The 18,376-nt window shown below is 31.3% G+C and carries 20 protein-coding genes and 1 tRNA gene; 5 read left to right on the forward strand and 16 right to left on the reverse strand.

Translation table 11 applies throughout. From position 1 onward, the window contains the following. Position 1: 1 nt before the first annotated feature. The 3 genes from DMZ43_RS02880 to DMZ43_RS02890 all read right to left on the reverse strand — a co-directional run bounded on the left by DMZ43_RS02880 (position 2) and on the right by DMZ43_RS02890 (position 1,614). On the reverse strand, positions 2–307 hold the full coding sequence (locus tag DMZ43_RS02880; RefSeq protein WP_131506140.1) for a hypothetical protein: 306 nt from the start codon (positions 305–307) through the stop codon (positions 2–4). 110 nt (positions 308–417) lie between these two features. Next, on the reverse strand, positions 418–975 hold the full coding sequence (gene ruvC / locus DMZ43_RS02885; RefSeq protein ID WP_131506141.1) for a crossover junction endodeoxyribonuclease RuvC: 558 nt from the start codon (positions 973–975) through the stop codon (positions 418–420). Between the two features lie 3 nt (positions 976–978). Continuing rightward, positions 979–1,614 carry an outer membrane beta-barrel protein gene (locus DMZ43_RS02890; protein ID WP_131506142.1) on the reverse strand — a complete coding sequence of 212 codons (636 nt, stop codon included), beginning with the start codon at positions 1,612–1,614 and terminating at the stop codon, positions 979–981. A gap of 69 nt (positions 1,615–1,683) precedes the next feature. Between DMZ43_RS02890 and DMZ43_RS02895 the strand changes: the two genes are divergently transcribed. Genes DMZ43_RS02895 through DMZ43_RS02910 form a run of 4 tightly spaced genes read left to right on the forward strand, consistent with a single transcriptional unit; the run spans position 1,684 to position 5,391 of the window. Continuing rightward, positions 1,684–2,616 carry a lysylphosphatidylglycerol synthase domain-containing protein gene (locus DMZ43_RS02895; RefSeq protein ID WP_238155760.1) on the forward strand — a complete coding sequence of 311 codons (933 nt, stop codon included), beginning with the start codon at positions 1,684–1,686 and terminating at the stop codon, positions 2,614–2,616. After that, positions 2,613–3,737, forward strand: coding sequence for a glycosyltransferase (locus tag DMZ43_RS02900; protein WP_131506144.1), 1,125 nt, complete (start codon positions 2,613–2,615; stop codon positions 3,735–3,737). Before DMZ43_RS02895 ends, DMZ43_RS02900 begins: the two co-directional genes overlap by 4 nt. Positions 3,738–3,789: 52 nt before the next feature. Then, positions 3,790–4,653, forward strand: a complete 864-nt coding sequence (locus DMZ43_RS02905; RefSeq protein WP_131506145.1) for a hypothetical protein — start codon at positions 3,790–3,792, stop codon at positions 4,651–4,653. Beyond that, the gene (locus DMZ43_RS02910) at positions 4,654–5,391 is read left to right on the forward strand and encodes a Bax inhibitor-1/YccA family protein (RefSeq protein ID WP_131506146.1); all 738 of its coding nucleotides are present in this window, start codon (positions 4,654–4,656) and stop codon (positions 5,389–5,391) included. Here DMZ43_RS02910 and DMZ43_RS02915 read toward each other — a convergent pair. From DMZ43_RS02915 to DMZ43_RS02930, 4 genes are read right to left on the reverse strand one after another with little or no spacing between them, the layout of a single operon-like run. Further along, positions 5,388–5,864 carry a hypothetical protein gene (locus DMZ43_RS02915; protein ID WP_131506147.1) on the reverse strand — a complete coding sequence of 159 codons (477 nt, stop codon included), beginning with the start codon at positions 5,862–5,864 and terminating at the stop codon, positions 5,388–5,390. The two genes, DMZ43_RS02910 and DMZ43_RS02915, sit on opposite strands and share 4 nt — an antisense overlap. 41 nt (positions 5,865–5,905) lie before the next feature. Further along, a complete protein-coding gene (locus DMZ43_RS02920; protein WP_131506148.1) occupies positions 5,906–7,039 on the reverse strand; it encodes a tetratricopeptide repeat protein in 1,134 nt (377 codons plus the stop codon). After that, the gene (locus DMZ43_RS02925) at positions 7,032–9,323 is read right to left on the reverse strand and encodes a M56 family metallopeptidase (RefSeq protein WP_131506149.1); all 2,292 of its coding nucleotides are present in this window, start codon (positions 9,321–9,323) and stop codon (positions 7,032–7,034) included. The genes DMZ43_RS02920 and DMZ43_RS02925 overlap by 8 nt, the downstream gene beginning before the upstream one ends. Positions 9,324–9,327: 4 nt before the next feature. Further along, positions 9,328–9,687 (reverse strand): BlaI/MecI/CopY family transcriptional regulator, encoded by a 360-nt coding sequence (locus DMZ43_RS02930; RefSeq protein WP_131506150.1) that lies wholly within the window; start codon positions 9,685–9,687, stop codon positions 9,328–9,330. 144 nt (positions 9,688–9,831) lie between these two features. Here DMZ43_RS02930 and DMZ43_RS02935 point away from each other — a divergent pair, with 144 nt between their 5' ends. Continuing rightward, positions 9,832–10,329 carry a DUF456 domain-containing protein gene (locus tag DMZ43_RS02935; RefSeq protein WP_129759488.1) on the forward strand — a complete coding sequence of 166 codons (498 nt, stop codon included), beginning with the start codon at positions 9,832–9,834 and terminating at the stop codon, positions 10,327–10,329. Positions 10,330–10,565: 236 nt separating this feature from the next. Here the strand turns inward: DMZ43_RS02935 and DMZ43_RS02940 are convergent, their stop codons facing one another. From DMZ43_RS02940 to trxA, 9 genes are all read right to left on the reverse strand, one after another. Further along, positions 10,566–11,234, reverse strand: coding sequence for a response regulator (locus tag DMZ43_RS02940; RefSeq protein WP_129759489.1), 669 nt, complete (start codon positions 11,232–11,234; stop codon positions 10,566–10,568). A gap of 6 nt (positions 11,235–11,240) precedes the next feature. Continuing rightward, positions 11,241–13,223, reverse strand: coding sequence for a tetratricopeptide repeat-containing sensor histidine kinase (locus DMZ43_RS02945; RefSeq protein WP_131506151.1), 1,983 nt, complete (start codon positions 13,221–13,223; stop codon positions 11,241–11,243). A 203-nt stretch (positions 13,224–13,426) separates the two neighbouring features. Next, complete coding sequence (locus DMZ43_RS14825) at positions 13,427–13,600, reverse strand: hypothetical protein (RefSeq protein ID WP_161566725.1); 174 nt, start codon at positions 13,598–13,600, stop codon at positions 13,427–13,429. 322 nt (positions 13,601–13,922) lie between these two features. Further along, complete coding sequence (locus tag DMZ43_RS02950) at positions 13,923–14,933, reverse strand: LacI family DNA-binding transcriptional regulator (protein WP_131506152.1); 1,011 nt, start codon at positions 14,931–14,933, stop codon at positions 13,923–13,925. A 129-nt stretch (positions 14,934–15,062) separates the two neighbouring features. Next, positions 15,063–16,109 (reverse strand): aldose epimerase family protein, encoded by a 1,047-nt coding sequence (locus DMZ43_RS02955; protein ID WP_187347839.1) that lies wholly within the window; start codon positions 16,107–16,109, stop codon positions 15,063–15,065. A 219-nt stretch (positions 16,110–16,328) separates the two neighbouring features. After that, positions 16,329–16,402 (reverse strand) — tRNA-Asp (locus tag DMZ43_RS02960). A gap of 81 nt (positions 16,403–16,483) precedes the next feature. After that, complete coding sequence (locus DMZ43_RS02965; protein WP_131506154.1) at positions 16,484–17,413, reverse strand: DUF58 domain-containing protein; 930 nt, start codon at positions 17,411–17,413, stop codon at positions 16,484–16,486. 6 nt (positions 17,414–17,419) lie between these two features. Then, on the reverse strand, positions 17,420–17,962 hold the full coding sequence (locus tag DMZ43_RS02970) for a ClpP family protease (RefSeq protein ID WP_131506155.1): 543 nt from the start codon (positions 17,960–17,962) through the stop codon (positions 17,420–17,422). A gap of 79 nt (positions 17,963–18,041) precedes the next feature. Then, positions 18,042–18,359: a thioredoxin gene (gene trxA, locus DMZ43_RS02975; RefSeq protein WP_103050957.1), complete on the reverse strand. Its 318-nt coding sequence runs from the start codon at positions 18,357–18,359 to the stop codon at positions 18,042–18,044. Between the last annotated feature and the right edge of the window lie 17 nt (positions 18,360–18,376).

The raw sequence follows: 18,376 nt of genomic DNA on the forward strand, positions 1-18,376 counted from the left end.
ATTAATGAATCTCTTTTTTCTTTAAATATTTATAATTCAAATACTGATTGTCTATTTCGTAACTTAACTTAAAATAGTCAACGCATTTTAATTTTTTAGAATCAGGATTCATGTTTTGAAAACACAAGTATAATGTATCATTTTTCTGATAGTAACCACCTAAATATTCTGGACAACCATAACCCTCATGCAAGAAAGTGAATTTTGAAATTTCAGCATTTCCAACACTTGAAACAGTTATTCTACTTTCGATTTCGGTACCTGAAAGATATGTCTCTTTATAATTAAACTTTAAACCCTCTCTCATTTCTGGTGTTATCTTAGATTGAACACAAGAAACTATTAGAAAGCAAATTAAAAATACAGTCTTTTTAAATATGAAATGTGATTTCAATATTCCATTTTTTCTACAAACCACTACTTACCGTTTACTTTATTAGGGTTCTGCTTCACAAAGCTTGCCCAACCAGAATAGCTTTTTCCAACCTCTACTCTACCTTCATTGTAAAAATGACAAACTGCAGCTGCTAAACCATCGGTTGCATCTAGGTTTTTAGGTAACGTTTTTAAACCTAAAGTACTTTGTAGCATTTTAGCTACTTGTTCTTTACTGGCATTACCATTTCCTGTAATTGCCATTTTAATTTTCTTTGGTGAATACTCAGTAATTGGTACTTCTCTAGATAAACCTGCTGCCATAGCAACACCTTGAGCTCTACCTAATTTTAACATACTTTGTACGTTTTTCCCAAAAAAAGGAGCTTCAATAGCAATTTCATCAGGATGGTGGGTTTCAATTAGTTCAATGGTCCGTTCAAAAATGAGCTTCAGTTTTAAATAATGGTCGTCGTATTTTTTTAAATCCAATTCGTTCAACTGCAAAAACTGCATAGTCTTTCCAACAACTTTTATAAGTCCAAAACCCATAATTGTTGTTCCAGGATCAATACCTAATATAATTTTTTCTTTACTCATGTATTAACAATATTGACAACCACTTAATGAAAAGGTTATACCAAAAGTTACCGTTAGTAAATTTCCGTTAAAAGCACCATAACCTTCAGTAATTGGGTCAAAATCCTTTCCAAAACCTAAAATGTATGACACATCTGTGTAAAAAGACATACGTCTGTTAAAAGCATAATGCACTTCCAAGCCTGCCATTGCATTTAAAAACGACACATCGTTTCCTGAATAATTACCAAGCGGTTTCACAAACGAACATCCAGGTCCTGCGTGTGCTACAAGTCCCATTCGCTCTGGAAGAAACGTAAGGGTTTCGGATGGATCGTAGACCACTTGTAAATTAAGTCTTGTGTAATTGGTTTTAAATTCTGGCGAACTATCTTCACTTGAAAATCGGTTAAATCCAAAATCAACCTTTGCTCCCAACTGCGATTTAAACATGTGTTGAATTCCTAAATTCACTGTCGGAAAATTTATAGGCTTACTCTCAAAATCAGCCACAAAACCTGACTGCGACGGATTGTTAAACCCAAGTGCCAATTGTGCTTTCCATTTGTTAGTATCTCGTTGCGCTGTAAGTGTTGCTGTAACAAACACCATAAACACACATACTAAGAGTGATTTTATATGTTTAAAATTTGAGGTCATAGTCTAATTGGTTTTATTTGTAATATGCTTCTAGGAACGCTTTCTTACAAAACTAAGCAATTCTTTGTTGTGCTTATTAAATTAAGCATAGTTGTTGGCGCATTTTATTTTATTTATAAAAAACTGACAGATAATGAGTATTTAGATTTTAACGATTTTACTCGATTTTTATCCGAAAACAAGTCGTTTTCAGCAAAAAATATTACTTTTTTAATCATTTTAAGCATTTTTAATTGGTTTTTTGAAATTGTAAAATGGCAAACTTTAGTCGATTCCATAAAAAAAATAACCTTTAAAAATGCACTTGAGCAAACCTTAGGTTCGTTAACAGCATCATTAATTACACCTAACCGAATTGGTGAATATGGAGCTAAAGCAGCTTACTATACTAAAGCATTTATAAATCGAATTGCACTATTAAACCTTGTTGGCAATATGATGCAAATGACAGTTACAGTACTTTTTGGTATTGCTGGTCTTATCTTTTTTAAATTAAACTACAACCTGGACATCAATTACCTTAAAGTATCAAGGTTCTTGTTTATTATACTTTTAGTAATAGTGTTAACCCTTTTTGGAGCTAAGCATAAAACATTCAAGATAAAAGGAAATACGCTACAAAAGATCATTCATTTTATCATCTATTTACCAAAAACTGTTTTAGTTAAAGGGTTTTTACTTTCTATAATTAGGTATGCAATTTTCTCATTTCAGTTCTATTTTCTGCTCACTATTTTTGGAGTAAATGTACACTACAGTAATGCTATGATTGTAATTACAAGCATGTACCTATTAGCCTCTATCATTCCTTCCATTTTTATTTTTGACGTAGTAATAAAAGGGAGTGTTGCTGTGTATTTGTTTTCTATTGTTGGTGTAAATGAGTTTACTATTTTATGTATTGTATCGTTAATGTGGTTGTTGAATTTTGTCATTCCGAGTGTATTTGGAAGCTATTATGTCCTAAATTTTAAACTACCTAAAAACACCACAAACAGATGAGTTTAATAGCACTTATTATTGTGATCCTATATCTAGCTTTAATTGGAAGCCTGATTTTAGGCTTTGACAAAGTGAATGAATTTACTTTAAAAGATATTACACCAGAAAACAGGTTTTCAATACTTATTCCTTTTAGAAATGAAGCTGAAAACTTACCTGCTTTATTACAGTCCATTTCAACACTAAATTACTCAAAAGCACATTTTGAAATTATTTTTATTGATGACGATTCTGAAGACAATTCAGTAGCACTCATTAATGCGTTTCAAAAAAAATCGAAACTAAACATAAGCTTAATAAAAAACATTCGCAGTTCAAACTCTCCAAAAAAAGATGCTATTACATTAGCCATTTCACAAGCAAAACACCCTTGGATTATTACCACAGATGCTGATTGCGTTTTACCTATATATTGGCTTGATAGTTTTGATTGTTTTATACAAGAGCGTCAACCCGATTTTATTGTAGCTCCAGTAACGCTTAGCCATTGTAATACATTTTTTAAACGCTTTCAATTACTTGAAATTTTAAGTCTGCAAGGAGCAACTATTGGTGGTTTTGGTATCAACAAACCATTTTTGAGTAATGGTGCCAACTTAGGTTTTAAAACAAACTTTTTTAATACTGTTAACGGTTATCAAGGCAACAATACCATTGCTAGTGGTGATGATATTTTTCTTTTAGAAAAAGCTATTAACCATCCTCAAACGCAAGTAAAGTATTTAAAATGTGATAAAGCTGTTGTAACTACAATCCCTGAAAATAGCATAACCAGTTTATTTGCACAACGCGTTCGTTGGGCAGCAAAAACAAGTAACTATCGTAATGTTTTTGGAAAACTTTCAGGATTGGTCATTTTTACAATGAATGCTGCATTGCTTTGTTATCTACTATTTGCCATTTCAGGAGTTGTTTCTTATAAAGTGTTGGTTTATGTGTTTGTTATAAAGTTTTGCATAGACTTTCTTCTCATTTTTAAAAGCGCTCGATTTTTTAACCAAGAACATACTTTGTTTTCATATATCTTTGGCTGTTTTTTATATCCTTTTTTTAGTGTTTTTGTGGCCTTTACATCTGTTTTTAAAGGATATAAGTGGAAAGAAAGAGCATACCGAAAATGATGTTTTATCATTTATTTTTGTTAGATTTACTAAACTATAATCCTAAATCCTGATGAAAAAATTAGTCGCTATTCTCTGCATCTTGTTAAGTTATGCTTCAATGAGTGCTCAAGACACCTACACTGTAAATGGTGAAACCCTAGAGTTAAAGACTGAAATTGATGGAAATCTGGATTTACTTTGGGCAACTGTTGATGGTAAATACCGTTATTTTGTGAGGACTCAAAACAACACCATCTTAGAATTAAAAAACACCAAAGGTGACAATAACAAATACCAAGAAGAGTATAAAACCACGCTAAACAATGTCATGGAAGATTATGGTTTATCAACTGATAAGGTAAAACTCACACTTGGCAGCCTTAAAGACTTTATTGATATGTACAACAGTACGTCTGACGTGTCTTACCAAACGCAACTTAAAAAGAACAAACTCGAACTACGTTTAGGTGTTTTTGGTGGTATTACCAACAATCCATTTGTTCCAAACCCTGACAATTTAAAATCTCCTGTTTTTGGGACCGAACTAGAAGTGATTACTAATGCTGAAAAACCTATACACTCTGGGTTTTTACAACTTAGACAAGTTCTTAAAAACAATGATTTAGAATACACCTCAACCGAGTTTTCTTTAGGCTACAGATGGAGAGCTATTAATATTTCAAACTTAAGTATTTATGGCAATGTAAAATTTGCAACACTCAACTTTAGTAAAGTTACAGTCGCTACTGAAGATGACGTTATTGAAGAAAGCGACACCTCTTTTAATGCGCCTTTTATTTTTGGACTAGGTGCCGATTACAAAGTGGGCAATGGTTATATTACATTTGGGTTTAATCAATTATTTGCTTTAGATTTAGACACTAACGACAATTTCCCAACTGATTTTACATTGGGTTACAAGTTTACGCTGTAAATGAAATTATCAAATTTTAAAACCTCTAACCCTGCCTTTACACCTTATTTTTGGGACGACAACAAAAAGCCTGAAGCAAAAATGACTGTTTCAGGGATTTTTGTAAAATCCATGTTATCCATATTGGTTATTGCTGCAGTTACAGCTGGAGTTTGGAAACTTCATGAAGATGGAATGGATGTAAGCTGGTTTACACTTGGTGGTATGATTGCTTCAATAATTGTAAGTGTAATGATTTCTTACAAGAACAATTGGGCACATATTTTAGTGCCTATTTACTCCATAACCAAAGGTTGTTTTTTAGGCGGTTTTTCGGCTTATGTAAGAGTTAAATTTCCTGAAATGCCTTATCAAGCTATTGGTGTTACCATTGTAACTTTTTTTGTAATGCTCATCTTATACCAAACACGAATTATTGTAGTTACCAAACAACTTAGAAGTGTAATTATCACAGCTGCTGCAAGTATATTTTTGGTGTATATAATTTCGTTTATTTTAGGCTTTTTTGGTATCAAATCGTTTATTTGGGGAACTTCTTGGGTTGCCATTATTTTTAATGTAGTTGCAGCAATTGTAGCTTCGTTTTCATTATTGTTGGATTTTGATTTTATAGAACGTCATAAAAACAAAGCGCCAAAATATAAAGAATGGCTTGCTACTTGGGGACTTCTAGTGACTCTAATTTGGTTGTATGTTGAAATTTTACGCTTAATGCGAAAGCTAGCAATTCGGTTTTAATTGATACTAACTATTACAGGAAGATTAAATTGAGTCGTTACCTGTTGACTGCGTTTTATTGCTGGATATATTTTTGGCAACGAATCAAAACTATGAGTTAACAGACTATCCAACTCAGGAATTTGTTGACGTGTGACATAAGAACTTTTAATGTCTTCAATAGTGAATTGACCTTTGCTATCTATTTTAATTTTTAAAATAACAGTATCATTAACGTCTTCAGAAACTACAATGTTATGTTTTGAAAGGTTTTCGTTTAGTATGTTTCGTAGTGTGGTTTCAAAGCAGTTTTTTTTGTTTGCCTTACCAGAAGTGGTGTCGCACGATGCAAATGTAGGATACTCATCAACATCATTCCAGTTGAAGGTTTGCAACTCTTCCTGAAGAATTTCTTCTGTAGAAATCTTCTGTTTATCAAAATAGTCGCAAGACACCAACGTAAAAACACAAAAAATAAAGAATAAGTGCTTCATTAATATACTACTGAAGCCGAAAAGTACAATTTTTTTGGTATTTAATCTTCATTCATAAACTTTTCTTCTTTGAGCTCTTGTAAACGCATATTGGCTAGCTTTACATAAAAACTCTCAGGATATTGGGTTTTAAAATCTTCGTAGAGTTTAATTTTAGCATCAGTATCAGCATAATATTTGTCTTTTGAAACAACCATATAAAATGCTGAGTTGATATTGTCTGGATTTTCTTTTAAAGCAGTTTGAAAGCTTGCAATAGCTTCTTTATACTTTTGTTGACGATTATAGATTGTACCCAATTTTTGATATTCATAATCCAATGGCACATCTTTTAACTTTAAGCATTGTAAAATATACTTTTCAGCATTCTCATAATCGTTTAAACGCTCATAATATGTTCCTATAAGAAATAATCCGTTAGAATCGTAAGGATTAAAGTTTAATGCACGTTTTCGTTGCTCAATGGCTTCTTCATATTCTGAAAGTTCAGCATGAATAACACTTAATTTCACATGAATAAACTCTGAAGATTCTCCAAGTTGCACTAATTTTTGAAACCAGATTTTTGAGTTTTTGTAATCGTCTTTGTTATAATAGTTTTGCGCTTTTAAGCTGATAAGACTTACATTGTTCTCATAGCTTTCCAAGCCTTTGTTTATAAAATATTCTGCTTGTTCATAAGCACGTTTTTTCACATAGGATCGTGCAATTTTATAAATGGCTTTTTGATGGGTTTGATCCAAATCATAAGCAGAACGAAACCTATTCATTGCAGTTGAATCGTTTAAAGCTTCGAGTACTAAACCTAATTCATAATGGTAATTCGGATTTTTGTAATCTATATATACTAACTCATTAAATTGAGTTGAAGCTTCTTTAAACTTCTTGGTCTTTGAAAGTAATTTGGCGTATTCGTATTTTACAAGTGCATCATCAGGATTTGCCTCTAAACTTTTTTGGTAATACTCTAAAGCAGCGTCATAATTTCCTATTGCAATGTAGGCTTTTGCAATTTTATCAAACACCTCCTCAGTTTTACTCAGTGTTTTGTATTGCTCAATAGCTTTACTATAGTTACCGTTTAAGTACAAACTATCTGCATGCTGTAAAACCGAAGTTTGAGCTTCGGTTTTTAATGTAATTAATACTATTAGGATTAAAAGAGCTTTATTCATTGACTTGAAATAGTATTGGTAAGCTATAGGCAACTTTTACAACTTTTCCGTTTTGCTTTCCAGGAATAAATTTTGGCAATGTTTTTATAGCACGTATTGCTTCTTCTTCCAATGCAGGATGCGATGCTCTAGCTTTTACCTCTTTTACAGTACCATCTTTATCTATTTTAAAAATGACATTGATACGCTGTTGTCCTTTAAGTCCTTTTTCCTTTGCAACATTTATGTTGAAGTTTTCATTGACATGCTTAGCGACATTATTACTTATGCATTTTTTCTTTTCATCTTGTGTTGCTAAATTTTCACAAGACGCTAACATAGGAATCTCATCAACCACTGCAAATGGCACTTCATCAGCATTCTTAAATTGTTCTTTTAACTCCTTGATATACTCTTTTTGGTCTTGAGCACTATTTACTTCATTTTGATTATCATTATCTGACACTTGAAATAAAATTGGCAAACTATAAGGCACTACTACAGTTTTTCCTTTTTGCTTTCCTGGTATAAACGTTGGCAATGTTTTTACAACACGCTTTGCTTCTTCTTCTAAAGCTGGATGTGGTGCTCTTGCTGCAACATCTTTTACAGTACCATCTTTATCTATTTTAAAAATAACATTGATACGCTGTCTTCCTGTAAGTCCTTTTTCCTTTGCAATATTTGTGTTGAAATTTTTATTGACATGCTCAGCAATATTGTCGCTCATGCACTTTCTCTTCTCCTCTCGAGTTGATAAAGTCTCACAAAAAGTAAATGTAGGCGCTTCATCAATAACAGCAAATGGTACTTCAATGGTTTCTTCAACATGCTCAACTATAACCTCATCATTTTCATTACCTGGGTTTGGTATTTTTTTGCCGTCAATATCATTTACTTGCATTTTTAATATTGTGTTTTTTGTAACAATCATCAGCGTATTGAAGTAATCGTCATTTTGAATCATTTTCATTTTTTTATCATAACGTTTTTGCTCAGCAGCTGTCATGTTTTTAAAGTCATCAACTACCAATCGTAAAATGCCATCTTTGGTGTTACTCTCCCAGCTTAACTTAGCCTCATCAGTCTTCTTATATTCTAAATAATCTTCATAAGTTTTATGTTTAGGAAAGCTTTTTTCACTTCTTTCAATATCTTCTTGGGTCAAACTTCCGTCTTTTTGTTTACCCTCAATTTCCTTATCGGTCAAAAACTTAAAGAATGCTGCTCTTTTTGCATACTCTTCTCTAGTAAGAATATATTTATCAGTTTTAGGCATATATTCTTTAAATATTTCAGCAGAATTACCACTAGAAGCACCTAACTCTTCCAACTCATCATAATACTTTTGAACCAATTCATCATCAGTCATATCTTTCGTAGACGTATCTTCATGAGTGGTTTTAGTTGTTGACTTTGGGTCTTGTGAATATGACGATGTGTACATAAGCATTCCAAAAACCATTGGCAATAATAATGTGTACTTGAATAAATGGATTTGTTTTGATTTTGATTTACTTAACATGACTATTCGTTTTTTGATTAATGCTTGTTTAAAAAATGGGTTTATGAAAGAAATGTTTTTGGTCTCGAAAACCTGAGCCAATAAGTTTTCATAGTATTCCTTTTTATCGTGATGCTGTAGTGCTTTATAATCTGCAATGAACTCGTGTAACTCAACTATTCTAGCTTGATACATATACACTAATGGGTTAAACCAAAACGCAATCCTTAGTGCTTCAAAAAACAACAAATCGATAGTATGCTTTTCCTGAACATGAACAAGCTCGTGCTGTAGAATCGTTTTTTGCTCTTTTGACTGTATTTTTTCGCCTAAAAACACATAATTAAAAAATGAAAATGCCGCATTACTATTCAATAAATTAACGATTAGCAAATTGCCTTTCCAACGTTTTGGGTTTTTGTAAAATAGAACTAGAAGTTTAATCAACTTAACCATAAACAGTAGAGCTGCAATACACATTCCTGCATATAGCAGCATACTCCAAGACCAAGTAAGAACAGGTTCAACTGTTTGTTGTGGTTGAGCAATAAAAACATCAATTACTGATTGTTTTTCTTCGACTTTACCTAAAATAACTTCAGGCAATTGAATAACAAACTGCTCTGGAACGATGTCTCTTATACTTTTAAATTTAATAAATGGTAATACCACTGAAAGTATCGCAGTCGATAACAAGTAAAACCTGTTCCAATTAAAGAAAGTTTCCTTTTTTAAAAACACATCGTAGATGAGCAAAAAGAATAATTGAAACGCTATAGTTTGTAATACATAATGCAACATAATACTATTCTTTTTTATTGATTTCTTTTAGTACAGCTTCCAAGTCTTTTAGGTTAATGTCATTTTTCTTCACAAAAAAAGACACCATGCTTTTAAAAGAGCCTTGAAAATAATTATCCACCAATGTATTTATGGTCTGGTTACTATAATCTTGCTTTTTAACCATTGGAAAATACACATGACCTTTACCTTGTTTTTCATAATCGACAAAGCCCTTACTTTCCAAAATTCTTACAATAGTTGATACAGTATTGTAAGCTGGTTTGGGCTCTGGTAACTCATCTATAATATGTTTTACATTGGCCTTTTTAAGTTGCCATAAAACTTGCATGATTTCTTCTTCTGCCTTGGTAAGTTGCTTCATGATGCTTATTTTTAATTTAAAACTCTGAATAAAAGAGCTTAACAAATATAACTAAATTTTTAGTTTAAACTAATTTTTTAGTTACAAATGTAACAAATGACTATTTTCATCGTCACATAATTGTGTAAACTCTAAATAGATTTAATGGATATATTTTTATTGATAATTAGTGGCTTATTAATGCTTCTTGGAATACTTGGTAGCTTTTTACCTGTTTTACCAGGTCCATTAACCAGTTGGGTTGGGCTTTTAGTTTTACATCTTACTGATGCACTACCAATGAACTGGACATTTTTAATCATAACATTAATTGTAGCTATTGCCATTTGGTTGTTAGACTATGTAATTCCAGCTATGGGAACCAAACGTTTTGGAGGCAGTAAAGCAGGAATGATAGGTACAACTATTGGCCTTATAATAGGCTTAATATTTTTAGGACCTTTCGGAATAATTATAGGTCCGTTTTTTGGTGCTCTAATAGGTGAGCTTATTAATAAAAGTGAATTTGATAAAGCTGTGAAAGCTGCTTTTGGATCTTTTTTAGGATTCCTTGCTTCAACGTTTATGAAGTTTATTGTAGCAATGATTTTTACCGGATTCTTTATTTATAAAGTAATAAAATATTCTGACGGTTTTGTATAAATGAAAAAACCCAATAACCTAGTAGGTTATTGGGTAATTCTTTATTTGCTATTAATTCAACAAATTACTTAGAGGGATTAATTAATTTCGTTGACTATTACAAATGTATATAAGTAGAAGGTTTTAAATGTGCGGAAAAACCGCAAACTTGATGCGGAAAAACCGTACTTTCTAACAATAACCTAGTGTTGCATCAGATTGAAAAAGCTAAAAAAAATGAAGATTTAATATAAATTTTACAAAAAGCCTTTTTTTCTGGCTTCTTCTAACAAAGTTTCGTCTTTACCATCTTCAACAGAAAATAAAAGTTTCATTTGCTTTTTACGTTTTTCAATAGCACTCATTGATAAGTCTATATACTCTTTTAAACTTCTTGTTTTTATGCCTTGAGATAATAAGTGAAGTATTTTTCTATTGATGTCGTCAATATAAATATCACTAGTAATAGACTTCTTTAAATAGTTGTTTACAGTACTACTGTAGTATGGAGGGTTGGATAGAATATGCTGAAATGCTTCAGCTAGTTCCATTGATGTTAAATCACTTTTTATTAAAAATCCATCAGGACTTACCTCTTTAATAATATTATGAATCCTGTACGACTCATTAAACATTGTTAAAATAATAATTTTTGCATTAGGTAATATGTCTCGAGCAATTTTTGCTAAATCTTCTCCTGATGTTATTGAACCATCTGAAGAACTAGGTAAACTAATGTCGAAAAAACAGACATCATAAGGCTTTTCTTTAGATGCTTTTTGAAGTAACTCGTTAGCTGTATCGCAATTATTAGCTGTATCTATAACTAGTACCTGATCATCGTTTTTTGTAGCCATCAAAGTATTTTGATAACCTTCAATAATTATTGGATGATCATCTACCATTAAGATATTTATGTGTTGCATGATAATTTAACTTTTATAAGGAATGTCAATTAATACCGAAGTTCCTTTATTTATTTCTGAGTAAAACTTAACTGAGCCTTCTAGCTCGTTTACTCTAGAATTGATGTTTTTAAGACCAATTCCTTTCTTACTCTTATTGATTTCAAACCCTTTTCCGTCATCAATAATCGCTAATAAAATTACGTTATTTTTTAATTCAATACTAATTTTTACCTCATTAGCTTCGGCATGTTTATAAATATTTTGAAGTGTTTCTTGTATTATTCTGTAGATGTTAATTTTGGTTTTATTAGGCACGAATTCCCAATTAATATCATCAGTATATTTAAAATCGTATTGCAATTGATACGCTTTGGTTTGCTTCTCAATTAATTCAGAAATAATATCCATAAACCCTGACCCTGAAACAAAATCGGTATTTAAATCGTGTGATACTTTTCTTATATCTTCTTCAATAGTTTTTAGTTCGCTTATATAATTTGCTCTACTTTTAATAGCATCTTTACCTTCACTAAAATTTAAACTATCTAAACTCAATCTTGTTCCAAACAAACGACCTAAAATACCGTCGTGCAATTCTTCAGAAATACGTTTCTTTTCACTAGCTCTAGCTTCATCAACTTTATCTTGCTGCGATAACATAAGGTTGTAAATTTCCTCATTGGCTTGTTGCTGGTCTTGTTTAAACTTTAACTCTTTGTTTCTTGCTCTTTGGGTAATGATAATATAAATTAAAAGCGCAGTAAACAACAAACCTATTGACAGTATTGTAAGCCACAAACGCTCTCTAGAAATACGCTTATTTTCTTCTTCTAGTTTATCTGTTTCAAATTCAATTCTTGCAAATTTATTTCTGTTTTTTCGCTCGTTCAACAATAAGCTATCGCTTAGCTTTATGTATTGATTTAGATATGCTTTACCTTGCTCTCCTTCATTTATTTTTGACAGTAGTTGCATAGATTCTAACCATATTTGATTAGAGTTTGTTTCTCCACCAATATCGTAAGCTTGTTTAGCATATACTAATGATGAATCTTTGTTTTTTTGTCCATAATAAAACTTAGCCAAATCAATACTAACAGCTAGTTTGGTGATTGGATCCTCGAGACTATCACTAATTTTATATGCAGTTTTCAGCATCTGCTCAATATTATCAATGTCGCTATGTTTTGCTTCATACTTAGTAAACGCTAAGTTTTCTAAAACCAAAGGGTAAAAGGTAGGATCTTCTTCATCATAGACTTCTTTATTTTCTAATACTGTATTATAGAGCTCTAACGCTTTAGCATGATTACCTAACTTTCTATAAACAAACGCCATATTATTTAGTGACAGCATTTGATCAATAAAACCAAACTCCATTTTCTTACCAATATCGTAAGCCATATTATGATACTCTAATGAAGCATTATAGAGTTCTAATTTTAAATTTATTACTCCCAATAAATTATATAGTATCCATTTTGTGCTTAAATAATTTTCAGTTTCAGGGAGTCTTTCTAAAATTTTAATAGCTTTAATTGAATTAGCTTCAGCGCCAATATAATCTCTTTCAGTATCTTGAATATCTGCTAAGTTTACTAATGTTGTAACCTGTCTATCTAACTCTCCTATTTCGTCAAAAGTTTTAGCTGCTCTTGAATAATAATAGTAAGCGCTATCATTTTGAACCATATTGAAATGATGATACCAACCCAAGTTAAGACTGGCAATACCAATAACCAATGAGTCATTAATTTTCTTAGCCAGTTTTAAGTTGTTATGATTGAGTTTTCTATACTTCTCATATTCACCTCTATTCAAATATACACTCGACAAAGTCCTGTTCGAGTTGATTAAAACTGAATCTATTTTAGTTTTAGAAGATAATTCTACAGCGCTAAGTGCAAAAGCTAAACGTTCTTCTAATGAGAATTCAGCATCAGAAGATAAACTTCTTAACTTTTGAATACTATCAAGCCCTTTAACACTCTTTTCGTTTTGAGACAAAACAGCTTTGGTATTAAAAAAGAGAAAAATTAAAAGAGTGAGGTAACGCAACAATGTATTTGGATTATTATGGTTAATCCAAATTTAGAATAATTTATTTAATGTGTTTGACTTATTTTTAATTATAAAGCCAGCTTACAAAAAACAGCAAAAGCCCTTATCTAAAAAAGATAAGAGCTGTATATTTTAAGAAGAAGTATTTTTTATCCGTTAGTAGGAACTAAAACCTTCTTTTTGTTGTGCACTAATAAGTCGTATTTAGTTTCTGATTTTTTGGTAGAGTTATTCTCTTCATTGTTAAAAGAATCACTGCTTTGTCCTGAAACAGTTAATAATAATACAGCTAATAATAAGAAAGTAATTTTAAGGGTCTTCATGTCTATTAATTTTAGGGTTTTACAATATTTAATTTTAGTTAATTACAAATTTTAGGGCATATCCTAATGCCATTGGAGGGAAGAATGGATTATTAACTATAAAGCGTAAACCGCTAAGACTCTATATTTTTTTGAGGGAAATGTAAAATACTAATACAGAGTACTCTACTAAAATGGATTAAATGTTACCTTAATAAGTGTTTAGGGCTTAAGAAAGGACTTCAAATGTAACTCAAATATAATTATTAAAATCAAAAAATCGGATTAAATGCATAAAAATATCGATGAAATACATATTTTCACACATTAAAGAGGAGATAATCTATCTTTTTTTGGTAGAATTACGTTCTATAATATTAGTTTTCACTACTTTGTGTACAGGTTGCTCTGGTAGCTTTCCTTGAATTCTATCTAAAAGTATTTCAACAGATGTTCTACCTATATTTTCAGCATGCTGGCTTACGACAGTTAAAGAAGGGATTGAATGCTCTGCCATTAACCCATTTGTAAAACCAATAACTGATATATCATTAGGAACATTATAACCATTAAGTCTAGCTACATTAATCGCTAAAATAGCTGAGTATTCATCAGCAGCTAGAATTGCATCAACTTTTTGATTATTTAAAATTTTAGTAAGCTCTTTTTCTATTTGATTATAATGTTCAACCTTTAAAACTAAGGGCTCTAAACTCAAATCTTCAATAGCCTTTACATAGCCTTCTTCTCTAGACTCGCCAACACTTATATTAGAAATAGGATTTATGAAGATGATATTTTTTGAATCTAATTCATGAAGAAATTGAGTAGCTTCATATGCTCCTTCAAAATCATCGACAGTTACTTTATCACAACTAATGTCCTTTGCAACCCTATCAAACATTACCATTGGTAAATTATACTTTTCACTCTTTAAAAAATGGGTGTGATTTTTTGTTTTTTGGGTTTCTTCAGCAACTGATAAAATAATTCCATCTACACTACCATTAATAAAAGTGTCTATACTCTCACTCTCTTTTTGTTGTAATTCATTAGATAGGCATATTATTATTTTATAGCCTCTTTTAGTAGCTTCAATCTCAATACCATAAAGCACCTTACTAAAAAACTCAAGCAAAATTGCAGGTATAATTACACCTATTGTTTTTGTTGATTTTGACTTTAAACTTTGAGCTATATTATTTGGGACATATCCATAAGACTCAGCCAATTCTTTAATTTTAGCTCTAGTCTCAATACTAATTTCAGGGTTATCATTGAGTGCTTTAGAAACCGTAGATATTGAAACATTTAAAATTCTTGCTAAATCTTTAAGCGTAATTTTTGAGCCCATGTGTTAAATTTAATAAATCTTTTTGTTCAAAAACAGTTTTTGTAGCACTTAATCTTAAAAGAAAAGCTAACTCTTTGTTTAAAAATTAAAAATACCAAATTTTTGTTCTTTCGTATTATTAAAGAATAATTATTTAATCGAAAACTTAAATACAGTTTCCGAACTAAAAACCTCATCAGGATTTAAAATAACCGTAGGAAAATGGCTTTGATTAGGTGAATCAGGAAAATGCTGTGTCTCAAAACAAAATCCAGTTCTTGGCTTAAAATCCCCTTCTAGAAAATTAGCAGTATAAAACTGCAATCCAGGTTGATCAGAAAAAACCTCCATAAATCTCCCACTTTCACCATCATATGCTGAAGCTACAAATCTTAAGCCTTCATTTTGATTATTAACAACCCAATTATGATCATAACCTCCTCCCCTTTTTAATTGCTCTTCGTTTAAATTAATTTCACTACCAATTGGTTTTGGTTTCCTAAAATCAAAAGGAGTATTAAGGACACTTTCATAATCACCCGTTGGAATCAAATTTTCATCAACAGACAAAAAAGAATCTGCATTTATAACTACTTCATGATTTAAAATTGAAGTATTATAATCTCCTGATAAATTAAAATAAGAATGCTGCGTTAAATTCAATATTGTAGGCTTATCAGTAGTTGATGTATAAGCAACCTTTAGCTCATTATTATTCGTTAACGTGTAATCAATAGTGGTCATTAAATTCCCAGGAAAACCTTCTTCCATATCCACACTTAAATAAGTCAGTTTTAAAGTAACTCTATCACTAAATTTTTCAACATTAGCACTCCATACTACTTTATTAAAACCTACTTCCCCACCATGTAAATGGTTTTCACCATTATTAACTACCAAACTATACTTTTTATCACCAATAGAAAATTTTCCATTTGCTATTCTATTACTATACCTACCAATTATAGCACCTAGATAAAACGTATCACTAATATACTTCTCTAACGTATTAAATCCCAAAACTATGTTTTGCTGCTTTCCTTCTTTATCTATCATTCGCAAAGCAGAAATAATTCCACCATAGGTAAGTATATCAACTTCTAATCCACTAGTATTTTTAAGGATATATTTCCCTATAGAATCTCCATTTGGTGTTCTACCAAATTCAATTTTATCTATGCTGAGTATTTTATTCAAAGAAGTTCCGTTTTGTATTTCAAAAATAACTTACAAAGTGTCTTAAAACAAAAAAGCATCCCAATTTTCTGTAAAGAAAAAAGGAAAGCTTTCCATCGGTTTAATACTCAACTAAATTGGGTATCTCTACCATTGACAGACTCTAACATCTGTCAAACAACACAACTAAATCTTATTGCCAAAAAAAGCTCCAACTTCTTGGAGCTTTAGCAATATTTGCGGTCTGGACGGGACTCGAACCCGCGACCCCCTGCGTGACAGGCAGGTATTCTAACCAACTGAACTACCAAACCGTTGCTTTATTGCGGTTGCAAATATACGCTCCATTTTTTATATCACAAATATTTTTTGTGAAATTTTTAAAAAATTTTCAATTAAGCAAATCTATGTCGCTCTATCATGTACGTTGTTAGGATTTTATCAAAATCCTTATTTATGTCTGCTTCAACATATTTTATCTGATATTGTCCACATTTCAATCGAATATCATTAAAATATTTTTTTACTGAAGTTTCATAATCGTCTTTTATCGAATCAGGATATAAATTGATATATTCACCTGTTTCTACATCTATAAATCGCTTAGGTGTGTTGTCAAAATCAAACTCAAGCTCCTTTTTCCCATCAAATATATGAAACAACACAACTTCATGCTTGTTATGTTTTAAATGGCGTAAAGCTTCAAACAGCTTAACCTCATCTGTAGAAGTTTGAAACATATCAGTAAAAAAGAAAATCAAAGAACGCCTATGAATCTTTTCTGCTATTTGATGCAAATAAGTATAGGTTTCTGTTTGTTTATTTAACGGTCTAGAGTTGACCATATCACTCAACTGATGCAATAACATTTGATGGTGGCGTTCGCTTCCTTTTTCTGGAGCATAATAATCATAGGCATCACTATAAATACTTAAACCTACTGCATCTCGTTGCTTTTTTAAAATATGCATTAAAGATGCTGATGCTAATGCAGAAAATGCAATTTTGTTAAGACTATCTATGGAAAACGAAGATAGTTTAGGAAAATGCATAGAGCTACTATTATCTACAATTAAATGACACCTTAAATTGGTTTCCTCGTCGTAGCGCTTTGTAAAAAGCTTATCTGTTTTCGCATACAACTTCCAATCGATATGCTTAGTACTTTCTCCTTGGTTGTAAATTTTATGTTCAGCAAATTCAGCAGAAAACCCATGAAACGGACTCTTATGCATACCTGCAATAAATCCTTCAACTACTTGCTTTGCGAGTAGCTCTAGATTTTTAAATCCTCCTGTTTTATTAAGTTCCTGTTGAAGATCCATCAACTTCTAAATTATTCCATCTACAATTCCATAAGCAACAGACTCTTCTGCTCCCATCCAATGATCTCTATTAAAGTCTTTCATTACCTTATCAAAATCCTGCCCACAGTTATCAGCCAAAATTTGAGCACTAAGCTCTTTTGTCTTCAAAATTTCTTGAGCTGTAATTTCAATATCACTAGCTTGACCTCTAGCTCCACCACTAGGTTGATGAATCATTACTCTTGCATGTGGTTGAATAAAACGCTTCCCTTTTGTTCCTACAGATAACAATATAGAACCCATAGACGCTGCTAAACCAGTACAAATTGTAGACACATCACTATTTAAAGATTTTATACAATCGTATATCGAAAAACCAGAAGTCACATAACCTCCTGGACTATTTATGTATAATTGAATATCTTTAGTTTCTAATGCATCCAAATACATTAATCTATCAATAACATGTTTTGCCGACTTATCATCAACTTGACCCCAAAGAAACACTTTACGGTCTTCTAATAATTTATTATCTATTAAATCTTGGGTTTTTATTACTTTGCTCATGTGTATATTAATTTTCATCTAAAATAAAAAAAGGTTTGCCGTTAAAGCAAACCTTTTATCTTTTCTTTTAGAAAGTATCTTATAAAAGCGAATCAATCGCTTCAGTATATGCGCTTTTTTGAGCTACACCCACTTGACGTCCTACTACTTCTCCATTTTGAAATACTAAAACAGTTGGTATATTACGCACTCCATATTTTGCAGCAAACTCTTGGTTAGCATCAACATCTACCTTACCTACAACAGCTTTACCTTCATATTCATTGCTAATTTCATCAATGATTGGTCCAACCATCCTACATGGTCCACACCAAGCAGCCCAAAAATCAACCATTACTGGTTTGTCACTTTTTAATACAGTTTCTTCAAACGTTGCATCTGTTATTTCTAATGCCATAATCTTTTATTTAAATG

The organism is Meridianimaribacter sp. CL38, assembly GCF_004328055.1.
Lineage (GTDB): Bacteria > Bacteroidota > Bacteroidia > Flavobacteriales > Flavobacteriaceae > Gaetbulibacter_B > Gaetbulibacter_B jejuensis.

What these genes read in the sequence shown, in the direction of transcription:
- trxA (WP_103050957.1), bottom strand. Translation starts at nt 18,359, where the DNA reads ATGGCATTAGAAATAACAGATGCAACGTTTGAAGAAACTGTATTAAAA.
- DMZ43_RS02935 (WP_129759488.1), top strand. Translation starts at nt 9,832, where the DNA reads ATGGATATATTTTTATTGATAATTAGTGGCTTATTAATGCTTCTTGGA.
- DMZ43_RS02915 (WP_131506147.1), bottom strand. Translation starts at nt 5,864, where the DNA reads ATGAAGCACTTATTCTTTATTTTTTGTGTTTTTACGTTGGTGTCTTGC.
- DMZ43_RS02925 (WP_131506149.1), bottom strand. Translation starts at nt 9,323, where the DNA reads ATGTTGCATTATGTATTACAAACTATAGCGTTTCAATTATTCTTTTTG.
- DMZ43_RS02950 (WP_131506152.1), bottom strand. Translation starts at nt 14,933, where the DNA reads ATGGGCTCAAAAATTACGCTTAAAGATTTAGCAAGAATTTTAAATGTT.
- DMZ43_RS02880 (WP_131506140.1), bottom strand. Translation starts at nt 307, where the DNA reads ATGAGAGAGGGTTTAAAGTTTAATTATAAAGAGACATATCTTTCAGGT.
- DMZ43_RS02900 (WP_131506144.1), top strand. Translation starts at nt 2,613, where the DNA reads ATGAGTTTAATAGCACTTATTATTGTGATCCTATATCTAGCTTTAATT.
- DMZ43_RS02920 (WP_131506148.1), bottom strand. Translation starts at nt 7,039, where the DNA reads ATGAATAAAGCTCTTTTAATCCTAATAGTATTAATTACATTAAAAACC.
- ruvC (WP_131506141.1), bottom strand. Translation starts at nt 975, where the DNA reads ATGAGTAAAGAAAAAATTATATTAGGTATTGATCCTGGAACAACAATT.
- DMZ43_RS02965 (WP_131506154.1), bottom strand. Translation starts at nt 17,413, where the DNA reads ATGGATCTTCAACAGGAACTTAATAAAACAGGAGGATTTAAAAATCTA.
- DMZ43_RS14825 (WP_161566725.1), bottom strand. Translation starts at nt 13,600, where the DNA reads ATGAAGACCCTTAAAATTACTTTCTTATTATTAGCTGTATTATTATTA.
- DMZ43_RS02940 (WP_129759489.1), bottom strand. Translation starts at nt 11,234, where the DNA reads ATGCAACACATAAATATCTTAATGGTAGATGATCATCCAATAATTATT.
- DMZ43_RS02970 (WP_131506155.1), bottom strand. Translation starts at nt 17,962, where the DNA reads ATGAGCAAAGTAATAAAAACCCAAGATTTAATAGATAATAAATTATTA.
- DMZ43_RS02930 (WP_131506150.1), bottom strand. Translation starts at nt 9,687, where the DNA reads ATGAAGCAACTTACCAAGGCAGAAGAAGAAATCATGCAAGTTTTATGG.
- DMZ43_RS02890 (WP_131506142.1), bottom strand. Translation starts at nt 1,614, where the DNA reads ATGACCTCAAATTTTAAACATATAAAATCACTCTTAGTATGTGTGTTT.
- DMZ43_RS02910 (WP_131506146.1), top strand. Translation starts at nt 4,654, where the DNA reads ATGAAATTATCAAATTTTAAAACCTCTAACCCTGCCTTTACACCTTAT.
- DMZ43_RS02905 (WP_131506145.1), top strand. Translation starts at nt 3,790, where the DNA reads ATGAAAAAATTAGTCGCTATTCTCTGCATCTTGTTAAGTTATGCTTCA.